An 18,752-nucleotide genomic window follows, 5' to 3' on the forward strand; every position below is an offset into this window, starting at 1 on the left:
TTATGCTTGCATAATAATTGCATGAGTGAAATGGTCGTATTCTCATTATTTTGTTGAGAGTTTTCTTTTTTTATTGTCTTTGGGTTTTGCCGTTAAAATCACTACTACACCAATTGCAGGTGTTAAAAACACGCTTAAAATAAAAACACCCCAGAAACCAAGTTTTGTGTTTTTACCAATCAAACCAAAAACAATGGCTAGCATGAGGTATGTAGACCAAAAATATATACTATAATTTTCCATAATATTATTGTTTAGGCTAAAATAATAAAAAAATGACTTCAATCAACGTCTTTAATTCTTCTATTTTAAAGCTGATCTAATATTAATTGATTCAAGAAATAATCATCACCCATATGTGCTATTCATTTTGTACTTTTGCAAAAAAATAATACAGCATGTTCGAAGAGAGAAAGAAAAGAACCGAAATATCCGAATTAGGTGAGTTTAGATTGATAGAAATTTTAACTAAAGATTTTGAGATTAAACAAGAGAGTACTCTCACAGGAATTGGTGATGATGCCGCTATTCTTGGTTTTAAGGAGGATGAAAAAGTATTGGTTTCTACCGATTTATTAGTGGAAGGAATTCATTTTCACTTGTCATATGTTCCATTAAAACATTTGGGTTATAAAGCTGCTATTGTAAATTTTTCTGATATGGCTGCTATGAATGCACTTCCTACTCAGATAACTGTTGGAATAGCATTAAGTAATCGCTTTTCTTTAGAGGCTGTGCAAGAAATATATGAGGGGATAAAGCTTGCTTGCGACAAGTATAATGTTGACTTAGTGGGTGGCGATACTACTAGCAGCACTAGTGGTTTGGTGATTTCAATAACTGTTATTGGAAAAGCAAAAGAGGAGCGTATTGTTAAAAGATCTGGAGCCAAGGAAAAAGACTTGTTGGTTACAACTGGCGATTTAGGAGCAGCATATGCTGGGCTTTTATTGCTGGAAAGAGAAAGGAAAGTGTTTGAAAAAACACCTGAAGTACAACCCGAGTTTTCTGGTTTTGAATATGTTATAGAGCGTCAGTTAAAGCCAGAGGCGAGAGTGGATATTGTGAAAAAGTTAGAGGAGTTAGATGTTATTCCAACATCAATGATAGACATTAGCGATGGCTTAGGTTCTGAAATTCTTCACCTTTGTAAAGCTTCAAAATTGGGCTGTCATCTCTATGAAAATAAAATTCCTTTGGATGTTCAAACCCATCAGGTTTCTGATGACTTTGGGATTCATCCGGCGACCTTAGCATTAAATGGGGGGGAAGATTATCAGCTTTTGTTTACCATCTCTCAAGATGATTATGAGAAAATTAAGGATGATGATTCTTTTATCATTATTGGTCATATGATGGATGAAGGGACAGGAGCACAGATGATTACTGAAATTGATAAGGCCATTCCTATTAGAGCTCAAGGTTGGGATGGCTTAAAAGCTGAACAATAGTTTTTTCTATGAATGAAGCTCATGAAGCCATAAAGAAGCAGATTAGAACTTTGCCTCACCAGCCAGGGGTTTATCAATATTTTGATAAAAATGAGCAGATCATTTATGTAGGTAAAGCCAAAAACCTAAAGAAACGCGTTTCTTCTTATTTTGCTGGGCTACAAAATCATAGCGGAAAATTAAAGGTTTTAGTCAAAAAAATAGTAAGCCTTAAATTTATAGTGGTGGAGACAGAGGTGGATGCGCTTTTATTGGAGAATAATCTTATCAAAAAGTACCAGCCTCGTTATAATATCCTCCTCAAAGATGATAAGACATTCCCATGGATTTGTATTAAAAATGAAGCGTTTCCTAGAGTCTTTTCTACGCGTAAAAAAATTGATGATGGTTCTCAGTATTTTGGCCCTTATGCTTCTGGTAAGATGATGAAAACCATATTGGAACTGATTCGTCAATTATATCCCATTCGTACTTGTGCTCATCATCTTTCACAAAAGAATATAGAAGCTGGTAAATTTAAAGTTTGTCTCGATTACCATCTTGGTAATTGTCTGGGGCCGTGTGTTGGAAAACAACGCACAGAGGATTATGATGGAAATATAAAAGAGATAGCAAGGATTTTAAAAGGAAACATAGCCAGTTTAATTCAAGAGTTGAAACAAAAGATGATGAGCTATGCCGAAGCAATGGAATTTGAAAAGGCACAAATGCTTAAAGAAAGGTTAGAAGTTTTAACTAGCTATAGAAGTAAATCTATGGTGGTGAATCCAAATATAAAAAATGTGGATGTATTTTCCTTTTTTGAAGACGAGGAAGCTGCTTATATCAATTTTATGAAGGTGATTGATGGGGCCATTGTTCAAACCCATACTCTCGAGTTAAAGAAAAAATTAGAGGAAAGTCCTGTACAATTATTAGAAATGGGAATAGCTGAGATTAGGCAGACTTATGGATTGGAAGCTGAAGAGATGTTATTGCCATTTGAAATAAGTTTAGCATTCGATAATATCTATATCACTATCCCGAAAATTGGTGATAAGAAGCATCTTTTAGAATTAAGTGAGCGTAATGCTAAGTATTATCAGTTGGATAAGAAAAAGAAAAAAGATTTAATAGATCCAGAACGTCACGTAAAAAGAATACTCGATAAAATGAAAGAGGAATTGAGGATGAATGAACTTCCTCGTCATATTGAGTGTTTCGATAATTCCAATTTTCAAGGAGATTATCCAGTTGCTGCCATGGTGATGTTTAAAAACACCAAACCTTATAAAAAAGGATACAGACATTATAATATAAAGACTGTTGTTGGTCCCGATGATTTTGCCTCCATGGCCGAAGTCATATACCGACGCTATAAAAGATTGCAAGAAGAAAATGCCGATTTACCTCAACTGATAGTTGTGGATGGAGGTAAAGGACAATTGAGTGCTGCTGTTTCAAGTCTTGATAGGTTAGGGCTTCGCGGAAAAATCACCATTGTTGGGATTGCCAAAAAGTTGGAGGAAATCTATTTCCCTGGTGATTCTTTACCTTTGTATATTGATAAAAAATCGGAGACATTAAAAATCATACAGCATACAAGAGATGAGGCGCACAGGTTTGGAATTACGCATCATCGAAGCAAAAGAGATAAAGGAACATTAAAAACTTCATTAACTGAAATTAAAGGTATTGGTCCACAGACCACCGAATTATTGCTGAAGAAATTTAAATCGGTTAAGAAAATTAAAGAGCAAGATTTAAAGACCTTAGAAAAAGAGGTGGGTTTATCAAAAGCTCAATTATTGATAGAATATTTTAAAACTCATTAAATGAAAGTTTTATTTATAGATACTACTCATGAAATCCTGCCTCAAGAACTAGAGGAAATGGGCTTTCAATGCGATTATTTTGATGATTATAAATATCAGGATTATCTAAATTGTATTGCTGATTATGATGGAGTAGTGATTCGTAGTAAAATTAAAATGGACAAGCATATTCTGAAACAAGCCAAAAAACTAAAGTTTATTGGTAGAGTTGGAGCGGGAATGGAAAATATTGATGTAGAATTTGCCCAATCTTTAGGAATCGCTTGCCTCAATTCTCCTGAAGGAAACCGCGATGCTGTTGCTGAACATGCCTTAGGAATGATTCTCGCCTTAAGAAATCATTTGGTTAGAGTTAATCAGGAAGTTAGAAATGGCATCTGGATAAGAGAAGAAAACCGAGGCTTTGAGCTAAAAGGAAAAACATTGGCTATAATCGGATATGGAAATATGGGAAGAGCTTTTGCCCAAAGACTTCTAGGTTTTGAGATGAAGGTGATTGCCTACGATAAATATAAAAGCAATTTTTCTGATGAATATGCCCAAGAAGTAGCTTTAGAGGAGGTTTTTAAACAAGCTGATGTCATCAGTTATCATGTGCCTTTAACCGAAGAAACTCGCTATATGTTCAATGATGAATTTATTTCGCAAATGAACAAACCATTCTATCTCATCAATACGGCTCGTGGACCAGTTGTAAACACAGCTGATTTAATGAAAGGGATAGAAGCTGGACAAGTATTGGGAGCAGCATTAGATGTTTTGGAGTTTGAAGGTGTGTCTTTTGAGAAGCTAAAAGAAGAAGATTTACCCGAAAGTTTCCAAAAATTAATCTCCTCCGATCAGGTTTTATTGAGCCCTCATATTGCTGGTTGGACCATGGAATCTAATATAAAACTATCCTCTTTTATTGTGGAGAAGATAGCAGCTTTAAACCTACTATAGGTTCGAGAATACCCATATAAAATCCTTTATTTATCCTTGATTGTACTAATTTTAAATAGCGTTCAAGCCTGTCTTTAGCATCCTTGTATATTTCCCCAAAAAACTTACTTTTGTGCTTCGTCAATTATATATTTAAAATACAATACTTATGAAGAAGATATTAGTGCTTGTACTAGTGGCTTTCACGGTGGTCTTTTCAAGCCATCAAGCTTCCGCTTGTACCAATTATTTGATTACTAAAGGTGCATCTACTGATGGTTCTACCATGATTAGTTATGCCGCCGATAGTCATGTATTATATGGTGAATTATATCACTGGCCTGCTACAACATGGGCAAAGGATGCGATGTTAGATGTTTATGAATGGGATACAGGAAAGTATCTTGGAGAGATTAAGCAAGCTGCCAAAACTTATAATGTGGTTGGTAATATGAATGAATTTCAGTTGGCCATAGGAGAAACAACTTATGGTGGACGTTCAGAATTGCGTGATCCAAAAGGAATCATGGATTATGGTAGTTTAATATATATCACCTTACAAAGAGCAAAAAATGCTCGTGAAGCGATTAAAACTATCGCTGGTTTAATGGCTGAATATGGATATTATAGTTCTGGTGAATCTTTTTCTATTTCTGATCCTAATGAGGTTTGGATTATGGAATTGATTAGCAAGGGACCTGATAATAAAGGTGCCGTTTGGGTAGCACGTCGTATTCCTGATGGATATGTTTCTGGTCATGCCAATCAAGCTCGTATTACTACTTTCCCTTTAAGTGATGGAAAAACTTCTATTTCTTCTGATGAAATGGATAAGATTTTCAATAAAGAAGTAGAAAATGTTTATGCTGCTGACGTTATCACTTTTGCTCGTGAAAAAGGATATTTCTCCGGTGCAGATAAAAACTTTAGTTTCTCAGATTCTTATGCTCCAGTTGATTTTGGAGGGGCGCGTTTCTGTGAAATTCGCGTTTGGTCTATGTTTAATGAAATTACTGATGATGCCAATAACTATTGGGAATATGTAAAAGGTAATATTGAGCATGGTAAGAAATTAGCCAATGGTGATGAGAATAAAGATCATTACCCAACCAATCGTATGCCTTTATGGGTGAAGCCTAACAGAAAAATATCTGTTCAAGATATGATGTTCTTTATGAGAAATCATTTAGAAGGAACAGAATTAGATATGAGTAAAGATATGGGAGCTGGTGCTTTTGAAAATCCATACCGTTGGAGACCATTGACATGGAAAGTAGATGGCGAAACTTATTGTAACGAGCGTGCTACTGCTACTCAACAAACAGGTTTTTCTTTTATTTCTCAAAGTCGTTCTTGGTTGCCAGATCCAGTTGGTGGAATTATTTGGTTTGGAGTTGATGATGCCTCTAGCTGTGTTTATGTTCCTTTGTATTCTAGTATTACCAAAGCCCCACGTACTTTAGAAAGAGGAAATGGTAAAATGATGGTTTGGTCTGATGATGCTGCTTTCTGGGTATTTAATCAAGTGACAAACTTGGCCTATACTCGTTATAATGAAATTCATCCAGAAGTTGAAAAGAAACAACAAATGTTTGAAGATCAATTTGTGATGCACACTGATATGGTTGACCAACGTGCTGTAGCTCTTTATGAAAAGAATCCTCATTCTGCTGCTGAATATTTAACTCATTATTCTTGTTCACAAGCTGATATGGTTACTTATGCATGGAAAGATTTTTATAAATACTTATTTATGAAATACATGGATGGTAATATCAAGACTGCTAATCCTGGACATCAAAACCCAAATATGAAACAGCCAGGTTATGGTGATAAGTGGTATAAGAAAATCGCAGATGAGACAGGTGATAAACTAAAAATGCCTGCTAGCGGAGGTCATTAATTATCATTTAATTAAATAATAAAAGAGGCTCAAATTTATTTTGAGCCTCTTTTGTTATATTAAGTTTTGTATGATAAAGAATCAGGTCCCCTTAATTATCATCTTAAATGCCTTGTTTGATTATAACATATTCCTATTGAATTGGAGAACAGCATTTTTATAAAATAATTAAATGATATTGGATTTTATTCTCAAAAACTGACTTATGGATGCAATAAAAATCTAATTTTGCGAATTATGCAAAACCAATTTGGCAAAATATTATCAAAGGTTAATTTACCTACAGATTTAAAGAATCTTACAGAAGAAGAATTGCAAGTATTAGCTTCTGATGTTAGAAGATGTATTATTGATGTGGTAGCAACTAATCACGGCCATCTGGCTTCTAGTTTGGGGGTTGTCGAATTAAGTATTGCTTTACATTATGTATTCGATACTCCTTATGATAAATTAGTTTGGGATGTTGGTCATCAAGCCTATCCGCATAAAATATTAACAGGCCGAAAAAGCGAATTTCATACCAATAGAAAGCTATATGGGATTTCTGGTTTCCCAAAAATCAGTGAAAGTGAATATGATGCTTTTGGTGTAGGACATTCCTCTACTAGTATTTCTGCTGCTTTAGGTATGGCAGAAGCTTCGCGTTTAAAAGGCGAAATTGATAGGCAGCATATTGCAATCATTGGTGATGGCTCCATGACGGCTGGTATGGCTATGGAGGCACTTAATAATGCTGGTGTTAGCAATTCTAATATCCTTGTCATTCTAAATGATAATGGAATCGCCATAGATCCAAGTGTGGGTGCTATCCATAAATACCTAACTGATGTTTCAACCTCCAAGACTTATAATAGATTGAAGGATGATATCTGGAATATGTTGGGGAAGATGGATAAATTAGGTCTGGCTTCTCAGAAAATTGCAAGTAAAATAGATTCAGCCATTAAAACTACCCTCCTCAAGAGTAGTAATATGTTTGAATCGATGAACTTTAGATATTTTGGTCCGGTGAATGGTCATAATTTGCCAAGATTGGTTAAGGTATTATCTGATTTAAAAGATATTCCTGGCCCCAAAGTATTGCATATCATAACGAAGAAAGGTAAAGGGTTAGCTACCGCGGAGCAAGATCCAATTACTTTTCATGCTCCAGGTACTTTCGATAGCAGGACAGGAGAATTGATAAAAAGTATAGAGGTAGCTGACAGTATCCCGCCCAAATTTCAAGATGTTTTTGGGAAAACATTACTGGAGTTAGCTGAAATAGATGAAAAAATCGTTGGGATAACCCCTGCTATGCCCACCGGTTCTTCATTTAATTTTATGATGGAGAAATATCCTGAGAGAGTATTTGACGTTGGGATTGCAGAACAGCATGCTGTTACTTTTGCTGCTGGATTAGCTATTTCTGGAATGAAACCATTTTGTAATATTTATTCTTCTTTTATGCAAAGGGCTTATGACCAGGTGGTTCATGATGTAGCTTTACAAAAGTTACCTGTAGTTTTTTGTTTGGATAGAGCAGGCTTGGTAGGAGAGGATGGGCCAACCCATCATGGTGTCTTTGATTTAGCTTATTTTAGAGGAATCCCAAATATGATTGTCGCAGCTCCACTTGATGAATGGGAGTTACGGTATATGATGAATACCGCTAAAGATTATAAAGAAGGTCCATTCTCTATCCGTTTTCCAAGAGGACGTGGTTCACATGTGGATTGGGCTTGTGAATTGGAAAAAGTAGAAATTGGTAGAGGTCGTCAATTAAGAGATGGAGAAGATTTAGCAATTTTGAGTATTGGAACTGTTGGTGTAGAAGTTTTGAAAGCTATTGAAAAAATTGAGTCGGACAAGAAGCCTGCAGTTTATGATTTACGTTTTCTCAAGCCTTTAGATGAAGAATTGGTCAAGGAGGTTTTTGAGCGTTTCGATAAAATTATTACCATAGAAGATGGTGCTTTAATAGGTGGTCTTGCTTCGGCAATTTCCGAACTAAAAAATAAATTACAGTTTAAAGGGGAAATCAAAAACCTTGGAATTGCTGATGAATTTATTGAACATGGAAAACCTGAGGAATTAAAAGCTATTTGTGGTTATGATTCTTCCGGAATTATAGCTTGCATCCAGTCTTTTTATTAAATTCGCCCTAAACTTTTAGGATGAATCCAATTAAATATTCAAGTTTAGTCTTTTTATTTGCCCTATTCTTTCTTTTAGTGGGAAAAGTTGAGTCCGTTTCTTCTCAAGAAACTACAGCTTGGTCTGTTGAGAAACCACTCATCATAATGCAGGGAATTGAACTAGATTTTCCTATAAAAGTAAATGCTTCAGATTCTTTTCTTGATGTTTATGTAAATGGGAAAGCTGAAACACTGGAAATCATAGATGGATATGCATACCTACCCATTAAAATTGATGTGGAATCTATTATTAAGCTTGAATCCACCCACGGTGTTATTGAAGTAAAAGTTAATCCGATACCACTTTGGTTTAGTATTATCCCTCCCCTTGTAGCCATCTTTGTGGCTTTAGTTTTTAAGGAAGTTTTTACTGCTTTATTTATGGGGATATTTATTGGAACCACTACCATTCAATTTTTCTATGGAGAGTCTTTCTTTGCTGCTATTTATAAAGGCTTTTTCAGTATTATAACTGATTATATTATTGGAGCCTTAAATGATCCAGGGCATCTTTCAATTATTGTCTTTTCTATGCTTATAGGGGGGATGGTGCATATTATTACCAAAAATGGAGGAATGGCGGGAGTAGTAGCTTTTCTGAGTAAATATGCTAAAACTAGAAAATCTGGACAGTTTATCACTTGGTTGCTAGGAATATCAATATTTTTCGATGATTATGCCAATACTTTGGTGGTCGGGAATACCATGCGTCCGGTAACAGATCGTTTAAAGGTTTCGCGAGAGAAACTAGCTTATTTGGTTGATTCTACTGCAGCTCCAATTGCTTCAATAGCCTTAATTACAACATGGGTAGGGGCTGAGTTAAGCTATATTCAGGATGGGATAAAACAATTAAATATACACGAGACTCCATATGTAGTTTTCCTTAATTCTTTACAATATTCCTTTTATCCCATATTTACTCTTGGGTTTGTTTTGATGGTTATCTTTACAGGTCGCGATTTTGGTCCTATGAGGAAGGCTGAAATAAAGATCAAACATATAGTGCTGAAGGAAATCGAAAAAGAAACCCCGCTTGATGATTCTTATCAGCCTAAAAAAGGAGTGAAACCTCACGCTTTTAATGCATTAATTCCTGTTCTTGTTGTAGTTTTTGGTACTATCGCTGGTTTAGTGATCACAGGATTAGAATCCTCTACTTGGTCGAGTGAATTGAGCTTCTATCGTAATTTGAGTGGTGTCATTGGTAATGCAGATTCCTATGTAGCTTTGTTATGGTCATCTTTGGCTGGTGTTTTTATTGCGGTAATCCTTAGTGTTTCTCAAAGGTTATTAAACCTTAAAGAATCTATGGATAGTATGGTTGATGGCTTTAGGATCATGCTCACTGCTATTTTAATTTTAACTTTGGCTTGGGCTTTGGCAGCATTGACAGAGAATATTCATACTGCTGAATTTATTTCAGGTAGTTTAATCGATTTACAGATTAGTCCATATTTAATCCCTGCTTTGGCATTTGTTTTAGCTGCCTTGGTAGCTTTCTCTACTGGTTCTTCTTGGGGAACGATGGCTATTTTGTATCCATTAATGCTTCCTGCAATTTGGTTGTTAGCAACAGAAGCAGGATTATCCTATGATGAATCTATTGTCCTTTTCCATAATGTCGTCTCTGTAATTCTTGCTGGTTCTGTCATGGGTGATCATTGTAGTCCAATCTCCGATACAACTATTATGAGCTCCTTAGCTAGTCAATGTAATCATATTGAACATGTTAGGACGCAATTACCTTATGCGCTTTCTGTAGGAGGGGTTTCTTTATTACTAGGGACACTTCCCGTGGCTTTTGGCTTTCCTATTATACTTTCTTATATTTTGGGTTTTGGCTTGTTGTTCATGGTCATTAGGTATTTCGGCAAAACCACCTAATCATAGCATCTTATATATTTGAATATCTTTCTAAAATTCATGAATATATGAGGTAACCTTAATATCAAAGATAAATGAAAGACTATTTACAAAGCAGGCCCGTAATTCTGTATTCCTATTAAAACTCCTACCAATATGATTAAAATAATAATGAATATCTTATACCATAATATGACGTTTCCCTTTTTATCGGCTCTAATGTGATTACAAATATTGCCAAGAAGGTGATTGATTCTAATAAGAGCGGTATCTCCTTTAATTACGTAATCGTAGGCACCATTTTTCATCGTCTCAATGGCTACATTAATATCGTCTGATGCTGTGAGGAAAATATTTTGTGTACTAGGACTAATTTGCTTAATTTTTTTTAAAACATCTAGTCCAGTGGTTTTGCCTCCCAAATGATAATCCAATAAACTAATATCGGGTTTCTTTTCTTTAACAGCTTCTATGATGTCTTTAGCGTTACTAAATGAGCGTACATTTTTATATCCCTGTTTTTCTAAATCATGAGATACCACTTTTAAATAGATTAAATCGTCATCAACAAAATAGATCAATGTATTTTCGTTAGCCCTATTCTTTAAATTGTTCGGTTCCATATCAATCTTTTTTATGTAAATATAATAAAACTATTTTTTATAAGCTAGTCTAAAATAAAAAAAAGAGTCTTGAAATGCAATTGTTTAGATTGGAAAAGTATAGAAATATTACAGTTTATAAATCGTTTATTCGATAAGATCCATAGTTTATTCAATATGTCCACACGTTTGTTCATTGGTAGTGACAAAACTAAATGAATCTATTAAATTTGTTGCTGAAAGTGATTCCTATATCACTTTATCCTTATTGATGTAACACAAAGGAATAAATCTCATCTTCCATTCCTTAGCAAGCTTTTCCTCAAAGAGCTTGCTTTTTTTTGCTTTAAAATTAGCTAGTGAAAATTATTTAATTTTGTTTATTGTTGTCGTTTCAACAGTAACATAGAATGATCAAAAATTACGTTTATTCAATGAATGGTTACTTTTAAACATGTATATCGAACGTTTATTTGAGGATTGTTTTGTGGTGTTATTTAGTGCCAGGGATTCATTGAAATCTCTCTGTTCTGTCTCACAAGAAATCGATGATAATAATATTTTTGGTCTACTGAGGGTTAGATAAATGAATTCTAATATAATGAGAGTTTGGTTATAGTATTTGAAAGGTCTATTAAAATGAAAAAAACCATTCTTACATAGGTAAGAATGGTTTTTATATAAAAAAACACTTAGTTTAGGCTAAAGCAAAACGTAAGAAATTAGATACAGTTAAATCTTTGTCTAAATTCTTAGCATAAGTTTCAACATCTATCTTAGAATCTTTAATGAAAGCTTGGCTTAATAAAGTATTTTCCTTGAAGAATTTGTTTAGTTTACCAGTAGCAATTTTTTCGAGCATGGCTTCTGGTTTACCTTCTTGGCGTATTTGATCTTTAGCAACTTCTAGTTCTCTTTCGATAACAGTTTTGTCCACTAAATCTTTATTTAAAGCAACAGGGTTCATAGCAGCAACTTGCATAGCTATATCCTTACTTACTTCATCAACACCATCAACGTTCTTAGACATTGCTACTACGGTAGCAAGCCTATTACCTGGGTGGATATATGTTTTAACATAAGCACCATTAAGGCTTGCAAATTTACCGATCTCAATTTTCTCACCAATTTTACCAACTTGGTCAAGAATTAATGCTTCGATTGTTTGACCACCAATAGTTAAAGTTTTTAAATCTTCAACTGTAGTAGTCTTGTTTTCAATTGCAACATCTAAAATTGATTTAGCAAAAGCAACAAAGTCGTCATTTTTCGCAACGAAATCAGTTTCACAGTTAATCATAACAACAGCACCAAAAGAGTTATCAGCATTTGTTCCTGATAGAATAGCACCTTCAGCCGCGTCACGATCAGAACGCTTTGCAGCTACTTTTTGTCCTTTTTTGCGCAGGTAATCAATTGCTTTTTCGATATCACCATCGTTTTCAACTAGGGCGTTCTTGCAATCCATCATACCAGCTCCGGTTTGCTTTCTAAGCTTATTTACTTCAGCAGCAGTAATCTTTGCCATCTTTTTTCTTATTAAAATATTATTAATTTTATTACGCTTCAGACTATTTAGAAAGTCTTTTTCTTGGTTTTTTCTCACCAGAATCATCGCCTTCAGCTTTTTCAGTAGCTTCTTCAGAAGTTACTTTTTCAGCTTTCTTGCTTTGTTTTGCTGCTTTTTCATCAGCTTGATTCTTTTCTCTTTCCATTTTTCTTTCTGTAAGACCTTCTTCAATGCTCTTTGTCAAATATTCAACAATAGTAGAGATTGATTTTGAAGCATCGTCATTACCAGGAATTGGAAAATCGATAAGAGTAGGGTCTGTGTTGGTATCAACAATTGCGAAAGTGGGTATGTTCAATTTTCTAGCTTCTGCAACAGCAATGTGCTCTTTGTTGATATCAACGATAAATACCGCTGAAGGTAATTTGTTTAAATCTTGTATGCTACCAAAGTTTTTTTCTAACTTCTCTCTTTCACGAGTGATTTGAAGTCTTTCTCTTTTTGATAAGTTCTTGTACTGTGGAGTACTAGCCATCTTATCAATAGTCACCATTTTCTTAACCGCTTTACGAATGGTAACAAAGTTTGTTAACATTCCACCGGGCCAACGCTCAGTAACGTAAGGCATGTTAGTTTTTTTAACGTGCTCAGCTACTATTTCTTTAGCTTGTTTTTTGGTAGCTACGAAAAGAATTCTCTTTCCGCTTTTGGCAATTTGTTTCATGGCATGAGCTGCCTCTTCTAATTTTGCCTGTGTTTTGTAAAGGTCGATGATATGGATACCATTCTTTTCCATAAAGATATATGGAGCCATACTTGGGTTCCACTTTCTTCTAAGGTGTCCAAAATGAACACCAGCATCGAGTAATTGATCAAAAGATACTTTTTCCATCTTTAATTTTTGTTTACATTCTTTAATTCTCAATCAAAAAGTAGTCCTCTGAGGAGTCTAATTGATTTAGATACTAAACAATATTTGATAATAATATTAACGTTTACTGAACTGGAATTTCTTACGAGCTTTAGGCTGACCTGGCTTCTTACGTTCCACCATACGAGGGTCTCTAGTCATTAAGCTCTTAGTTTTCAATTTAGCACGGTTTTCTTCGTCGAATTTAACCAATGCACGAGCAATACCTAAACGTAAGGCTTCTGCTTGACCATTGATTCCACCACCATCTAAATTAGCAACTACGTCAAATCTATCAGCTAATTCTGTAAGTTCCAAAGCCTGACGAACTACATACTGTAGTGTACCAGTTGGGAAATATTGTTTGTAATCTCTTTTGTTAACAGTAATTTGTCCATTACCTTCTTTGAGATATACTCTTGCGATAGCTTTTTTTCTTCTACCTAGTGAATTAATAATTTCCATGGCTACAGAATTTCATTTAAATTAATAGTTCTGGGGTTTTGTCCTGCATGAGGATGTTCAGTTCCAACATATACATTAAGATTCCTGTATTGTTGTGCTCCCAGTTTATTTTTCATTAACATACCTTTAACGGCTTTTTCAACCATGAAAAATGGCTTTTTTTCCATCATTTCTTTGGCTTTCATAACAGTTTGACCACCTGGATATCCTGAGTGACGGATATAGGTTTTTTGATCCCACTTTTTACCGTTTAAAATAAATTTATCTGCGTTGATAATGATAATATTATCACCACAATCTACATGAGGAGTGTAATTAACTTTGTGTTTACCTTTTAAAAGGTAAGCTACTTTTGAAGCTAATCTTCCCAAAACCTCATTCTCTGCATCAATGAGAAGCCATTCTTTAGTAACGGTCTCTTTGTTTGCACTTACTGTTTTGTAACTTAAAGTATTCATTTACAATTGTTTTACTTAATTGAACATATCCATTTTCAAAATGGGCTGCAAAAATAGAAACAATTTCTTGTTTAACCAAATTTATATCAAGCTTTTAGACAATTGGTGTGAAGCTTTCCAATTTGCCTTTTGATATCTTTGTTTTGTGAAGCACCGTCAAATAACGGATATGGTCAGGGTTCTAATTAATAATTTTAACAAATTAATAATCAGGGGTGTTGTTGTACTAAGGGCGGCAAAATTACGCTTTATTTTAATATCACAAAGCGAAAAAAAGAATTTCTATTGAAGATTGTTGAAAAGACCATAACGGATTGGATTATTAGCCCTAGTAGAGACTTCTATATTATGTATTTTGAAGCTTTCTTTATCTTTATTCCAAATATAGAGGTTCAAGATACTGTTGTTCCAATCATTTTTGGTTACCAGTATCTTTGAATCGAGAGTTTGGATTGCTTTATAGTGGTTCTTTTTTGATGTAGAGATTAAAGACATAGGTGCGCCACGCCATATGGTTTCGCCTGAGGTGGTCTGGATTGTACCTACTAATAATGAATTAAGGTCATTTGTATCGCATATAACTTCAGCAATTACTTCAATTATGACTCCATGTTTTATTTTAAGTTTGCTGATGGAATCGGAATAACTTAATCCCCACTCGTCTTTCTCCTTAAACTCATAGGCCGAATTAGCCAAGCTGTCTTCTACGAATCGTGCATCATTAAACTTCCAACCTGTTTTGTTAGATTCCTCTGAGAATGTTGTTATTTCTTGATTTTTTAAGATATTGGGAATGCGTGATTTACTAAAAAGATAGTTTTCTACTGTATATCCATCGACTCTTTTAGTCAAGTTTGGATAATACTGTTGTATGATGGGAATGTAATTGCTTGGAACTCCACTAGCTAATATGAAGTCTTCTTTTCTTGCACTGATTATCTGACTAAATTCTTTGGAACTTATTTCCTCTTTATAAACATTAAAATATGCTGGGTTTTTAATTTCGTATTTGGCGAAATAGAAAGTCTGGTAATCTTCTATAGTGTTGAAAATAATGAATGTCTCGCCCTCTGTTAAATTGTTATTCTCATTGAGCATCTGAGCTGTGATATCAAATGGTTGTTTAAAAATGATTTCGTAATGTTTTCTGTTTTCTATTAAATTAAATGTATTCAGAATAATAATAAGGAGAATGCTAGGATAAAAAGACCACCATTTCATTTTTTCAATACCTGAGCCAATTAATAATAATAAATAGGGGAAGCTATATATTAGCATAGAGTATTGTATCACTGGGTTAATGTAAAGTGAATATCCTAGTCCGATAGTTATAGGCAGTAAAAACCAAGAAATGAGGAGGGTGTTTTTTGTAGTTTTTCTAGTCGATATAGTGCTTTTGTCTCCGAAAATAGAATAAGCAAAGAAAGCTGCGACGAGTATGAGGATAGTGCTTGAGAATTGAAATGCCCAATCAATAAATTCTAGTGGGAAACTGTAATTGGGTTTGTTGAGCCAAAGTCCTTCTCCACCAATTCCACCAATACCTAGTTGATGAATGAAAACGGGCATATGAGGAAGGTATAAGGTAAATATTAAAATACCAGATATAATATATTCTTTCACTTGACTTTTATGAATAGTAAAGAGGCCTGAGAACCCTATGATTGCAGCAAATAACAAGCTAAAATGATGATTATAGGCAGAAAGAGCCGCAAATATGATAAATCCAGCTAGAAATTTCTTCGAAGGATTTTGAAACATATATAAACTCCAATAATGAACCATCATTAAAGTTAAAAACAATCCACTAATATAAGGACGGGCAACAGGACTATACAATACAAAAAACTGTAAAGTGGCCATGAAACTTGCTGCTAGAACTCCACTTTTATCTCCAAACCAAGTTTGGCCGATTTTAAAAATTAAATAGATAGATGCCAATCCCATGAGATTGAATGGAAGTTTAACTATCCATTCTGTTCTGCCAAATAGGAGGGTCCAATAATATAAGAATACTTGCACGCCGGCTGGGTGACCATCGGGTTTTACGCCTTTCTCTATGAGCTCTGAAAAGCTATTGAACTGCAGTCGGCTTATGGCGCTTAGTTCGTCCCACATATAGGGGAGCGTGAAAAAATTATAGAAGCGTAGAGTAGCGGCTATTATTAAAATAATAGTTAGGCCAAATTGATATTGATGTTTCTGAAGCCACATAATGCAAATGTAAAATAAAAAAAAGGAGAAGGCTGTCAGCTTCTCCTAGATTTTCTTTATTGCTATTTTCGTTTAGTTGAGTTCCAAGCTTGTACTTCCAATTTCTTCACCATTAGCAAATACTGTAATTTCATAAACTCCAGCTTGCATTTCAATGTTTTCATATTTCTTTAACCAACGAAGACATAATGGGCGAGCTTCATTATCATATTCTACATTCTCAAAAATAGAATATTGAATTTGTTCTCCTTTATAATCGAATACATAATCTTCGGCTACACCAGGTGTTAGGATTTTGTGATCAGGACGGGCGATTCTAACATAAACCTCTTTTTGTCCTGGCTCTATAACCACATTTTTCCCAAGGGTGAAACATACTTCAATAATGTCTGTTCTACGTGCTTTATCACTAGGCTTTTCTTTGCCTGTTTTTTTTAGGTAGACCGCGCTGGCTGTCATATTGTAAGCTTTTAAAACACTTGCTTCAACTATTTTGTCACTAAGTTGAGCTTTTTCCTTATTTAGGTTTTTATTAATGGCTTTCTCTTCATTATAACGTGCTTTAATCTCTTTGTTTTCTACTACAAGTTCATTGTTTACAGTATAAAGTGAATCCATTTGGCCTACATAGGTCCTGGCTACCACTCTAAGTTTATCTAGTTTTTTCTTAACTTTATAAAATTCCCATTTATAGTTTAGTAAGTCTTTGATTTCTTTCGCGTTAGCAATGATAAGGCTGTCTTTGATAGAAAGGCTATCACTTAATTCACCATATTCTGCTTTTATTCTATCATGCTCCACCATTAAGGTTTCTAGTTCTCCTTCAAGTTCAGCCTTCATTATCGCTTTTTCTTGTTCAAGTTGATCTAAGTCTGCTTTCACGGTACTGTTATTCCATGCAAAGTATGCAGCAGCTGCAATAGCGATTACCGCTAAGGCTATCCAAACAAATTTCATTTTGTTGGTTCCTTTTTGTGTTGGGGTTGGTGTGTTTTGCGCCTCCATATGGTGTTATTTATAATTCCTTATTTATAAAACTAATTCTTGTTTATTTTATTTTGCAAAGATACTGATCCTTAACAAATTTTATCATTTTAATTTTTAATTAGCCAATTCTTAGTCCTTGGTCTAGAAGTATGCGGTAAGCAGCAATAAAGACGAGAGCAAAAATGACAATACGATATGATAATTTGATTTTTATTTCTCCTTCTTCAAAATAATATTCTTGATAGTATTTATTTAAAATAAGAATAGGGAGAATCATGAATATCATAGAAATGTTGATTAAGGTATCGTACCGCATGACTTCTGGTTGTGAAATCAACCAAATGAGAAATGTTCCTACGACATAGGGTATGAATACTTGGCTGATTATGAATAGAGGTCTGTTATATGGTTTGGAGTAATTATAATAAGAATTGGCCGACATGATCCAGTATTTGGTTGAAACTGTCCCTACTATTACTGAACTCATAATGATAAGTAGTGACATGATAAGCTTACCTGTATCGGAATAGTACATATACATGATCACATAACCAAGGCCTTTTCCTAATAGGTTGCCAATTAATATTCCTCCAATAAGCTGATTGGCTCCATGAAGAATTGCCCAAAGGAGGAGGGTTTTTAATACTCCTGTTTCTAAATAGACAATGCTATATATAATAAGACTCAATACTGCAATGATAAAAGAGACAATAGGGCCTGTAGCAAAAATAGTTTTTATGGAGTCGGCATACCAAGCATCGTAATCCACCAAAAATTCAATATTATAATAATAAACCACTGTCTTATAGTCGAAAAGTAATGAGGTAGTAGCCATGCTTAAATTTGAGAAAAGCTCAATAAAGAAATAACTCATTAAAAACATCATGAGTGACTGAGTAGAAATAGTCAGCTGATCTTTTTTAGAGATTTGCAACCAAAGAGAAGGGCCTTTCTTTTTTCGAGGAGGTAATCCTTTCCCTTTTAGAAAATTGACAATAATAGTTCTGTTTTTTTTAAGAACGAATTTATAAAGTCTTCTCTTACGATATTTTTGAAAAGCTTTTTCTTTTTTCTTACGTGCTATGAGTTCTATCTGTCTGGGGTGTTTGGCTTTTCTTTTGAAGAAACCTTTGAAGTAGACCTTGTATAAACGGTTTTTCTTCCTTCTGCGCCAATCGTCAAGTTTCTTTTGTTCTGCAATGGCAGCTTTGGCTCGTTGACTTATTTTTCCTCGTTTAACAAAACTTCTTGCAACAACTTTTATTTTTCTCCATCGTTTTCTTCTTCTGAATCTCTTTTCCTTATTGCGCTCCTCTTTTTTCTTGTTCTTTTGATTCTTTTCCTCTTGCTTTCTTTTTCTTTTCGCTCTCTTCAGGAATTTGTATATTCTCCACAGCCTTTTCCATAGTGGGTAGGTGATTTTCTTTTCTGATGAAAACTGCAGAATAGACAGATCTAGTTGAAGCATTCCAAT

General features: G+C 34.4%; 15 protein-coding genes. 6 read left to right on the top strand and 9 right to left on the bottom strand.

Annotated elements, in window-relative coordinates; all coding sequences use genetic code 11:
* Positions 1-45 precede the first annotated feature (45 nt).
* Positions 46-243, bottom strand: coding sequence for a hypothetical protein (locus tag HNS38_RS05595; protein WP_172277331.1), 198 nt, complete (start codon positions 241-243; stop codon positions 46-48).
* A gap of 155 nt (positions 244-398) precedes the next feature.
* Here HNS38_RS05595 and thiL point away from each other — a divergent pair, with 155 nt between their 5' ends.
* The 6 genes from thiL (at position 399) to HNS38_RS05625 (ending at position 10,153) form a co-directional block, all read left to right on the top strand.
* A complete protein-coding gene (gene thiL, locus HNS38_RS05600) occupies positions 399-1,451 on the top strand; it encodes a thiamine-phosphate kinase (protein WP_172277328.1) in 1,053 nt (350 codons plus the stop codon).
* Positions 1,452-1,459: 8 nt separating this feature from the next.
* Positions 1,460-3,265 (top strand): excinuclease ABC subunit UvrC, encoded by a 1,806-nt coding sequence (uvrC, locus tag HNS38_RS05605; protein ID WP_172346131.1) that lies wholly within the window; start codon positions 1,460-1,462, stop codon positions 3,263-3,265.
* A complete protein-coding gene (locus HNS38_RS05610; RefSeq protein WP_172277321.1) occupies positions 3,266-4,207 on the top strand; it encodes an NAD(P)-dependent oxidoreductase in 942 nt (313 codons plus the stop codon).
* A 148-nt stretch (positions 4,208-4,355) separates the two neighbouring features.
* Complete coding sequence (locus HNS38_RS05615) at positions 4,356-6,089, top strand: C69 family dipeptidase (protein ID WP_172277318.1); 1,734 nt, start codon at positions 4,356-4,358, stop codon at positions 6,087-6,089.
* A 234-nt stretch (positions 6,090-6,323) separates the two neighbouring features.
* A complete protein-coding gene (dxs, locus tag HNS38_RS05620; protein WP_371742917.1) occupies positions 6,324-8,225 on the top strand; it encodes a 1-deoxy-D-xylulose-5-phosphate synthase in 1,902 nt (633 codons plus the stop codon).
* 20 nt (positions 8,226-8,245) lie between these two features.
* Complete coding sequence (locus HNS38_RS05625; protein WP_172277312.1) at positions 8,246-10,153, top strand: Na+/H+ antiporter NhaC family protein; 1,908 nt, start codon at positions 8,246-8,248, stop codon at positions 10,151-10,153.
* Between the two features lie 86 nt (positions 10,154-10,239).
* On the opposite strand, the gene HNS38_RS05630 is transcribed toward HNS38_RS05625, so the two are convergent.
* From HNS38_RS05630 to HNS38_RS05665, 8 genes are all read right to left on the bottom strand, one after another.
* A complete protein-coding gene (locus HNS38_RS05630; protein WP_172277309.1) occupies positions 10,240-10,755 on the bottom strand; it encodes a response regulator in 516 nt (171 codons plus the stop codon).
* Positions 10,756-11,431: 676 nt separating this feature from the next.
* Entirely contained in the window at positions 11,432-12,349 is a 918-nt protein-coding gene (gene tsf / locus HNS38_RS05635) for a translation elongation factor Ts (protein WP_371742913.1), read from the bottom strand.
* A complete protein-coding gene (rpsB, locus tag HNS38_RS05640; RefSeq protein WP_172277306.1) occupies positions 12,306-13,136 on the bottom strand; it encodes a 30S ribosomal protein S2 in 831 nt (276 codons plus the stop codon). The genes tsf and rpsB overlap by 44 nt, the downstream gene beginning before the upstream one ends.
* Before the next feature lie 96 nt (positions 13,137-13,232).
* Entirely contained in the window at positions 13,233-13,619 is a 387-nt protein-coding gene (gene rpsI, locus HNS38_RS05645; protein ID WP_172277303.1) for a 30S ribosomal protein S9, read from the bottom strand.
* A 2-nt stretch (positions 13,620-13,621) separates the two neighbouring features.
* A complete protein-coding gene (rplM, locus tag HNS38_RS05650; protein WP_172277300.1) occupies positions 13,622-14,077 on the bottom strand; it encodes a 50S ribosomal protein L13 in 456 nt (151 codons plus the stop codon).
* A gap of 282 nt (positions 14,078-14,359) precedes the next feature.
* Positions 14,360-16,291 carry a glycosyltransferase family 39 protein gene (locus tag HNS38_RS05655; protein WP_172346132.1) on the bottom strand — a complete coding sequence of 644 codons (1,932 nt, stop codon included), beginning with the start codon at positions 16,289-16,291 and terminating at the stop codon, positions 14,360-14,362.
* 72 nt (positions 16,292-16,363) lie between these two features.
* Positions 16,364-17,296, bottom strand: coding sequence for a hypothetical protein (locus tag HNS38_RS05660; protein ID WP_172277294.1), 933 nt, complete (start codon positions 17,294-17,296; stop codon positions 16,364-16,366).
* 100 nt (positions 17,297-17,396) lie between these two features.
* Entirely contained in the window at positions 17,397-18,746 is a 1,350-nt protein-coding gene (locus HNS38_RS05665) for a hypothetical protein (protein ID WP_172277291.1), read from the bottom strand.
* Between the last annotated feature and the right edge of the window lie 6 nt (positions 18,747-18,752).

It is taken from the genome of Lentimicrobium sp. L6 (assembly GCF_013166655.1).
GTDB lineage: Bacteria > Bacteroidota > Bacteroidia > Bacteroidales > UBA12170 > UBA12170.

Excerpts from the sequence above, each read along its gene's own strand:
- HNS38_RS05610 (WP_172277321.1), top strand. The coding sequence starts at position 3,266 with ATGAAAGTTTTATTTATAGATACTACTCATGAAATCCTGCCTCAAGAA.
- HNS38_RS05595 (WP_172277331.1), bottom strand. The coding sequence starts at position 243 with ATGGAAAATTATAGTATATATTTTTGGTCTACATACCTCATGCTAGCC.
- rpsB (WP_172277306.1), bottom strand. The coding sequence starts at position 13,136 with ATGGAAAAAGTATCTTTTGATCAATTACTCGATGCTGGTGTTCATTTT.
- tsf (WP_371742913.1), bottom strand. The coding sequence starts at position 12,349 with ATGATTCTGGTGAGAAAAAACCAAGAAAAAGACTTTCTAAATAGTCTG.
- HNS38_RS05625 (WP_172277312.1), top strand. The coding sequence starts at position 8,246 with ATGAATCCAATTAAATATTCAAGTTTAGTCTTTTTATTTGCCCTATTC.
- HNS38_RS05630 (WP_172277309.1), bottom strand. The coding sequence starts at position 10,755 with ATGGAACCGAACAATTTAAAGAATAGGGCTAACGAAAATACATTGATC.
- HNS38_RS05615 (WP_172277318.1), top strand. The coding sequence starts at position 4,356 with ATGAAGAAGATATTAGTGCTTGTACTAGTGGCTTTCACGGTGGTCTTT.
- thiL (WP_172277328.1), top strand. The coding sequence starts at position 399 with ATGTTCGAAGAGAGAAAGAAAAGAACCGAAATATCCGAATTAGGTGAG.
- rpsI (WP_172277303.1), bottom strand. The coding sequence starts at position 13,619 with ATGGAAATTATTAATTCACTAGGTAGAAGAAAAAAAGCTATCGCAAGA.
- HNS38_RS05655 (WP_172346132.1), bottom strand. The coding sequence starts at position 16,291 with ATGTGGCTTCAGAAACATCAATATCAATTTGGCCTAACTATTATTTTA.
- HNS38_RS05665 (WP_172277291.1), bottom strand. The coding sequence starts at position 18,746 with ATGCTTCAACTAGATCTGTCTATTCTGCAGTTTTCATCAGAAAAGAAA.
- uvrC (WP_172346131.1), top strand. The coding sequence starts at position 1,460 with ATGAATGAAGCTCATGAAGCCATAAAGAAGCAGATTAGAACTTTGCCT.
- HNS38_RS05660 (WP_172277294.1), bottom strand. The coding sequence starts at position 17,296 with ATGGAGGCGCAAAACACACCAACCCCAACACAAAAAGGAACCAACAAA.
- rplM (WP_172277300.1), bottom strand. The coding sequence starts at position 14,077 with ATGAATACTTTAAGTTACAAAACAGTAAGTGCAAACAAAGAGACCGTT.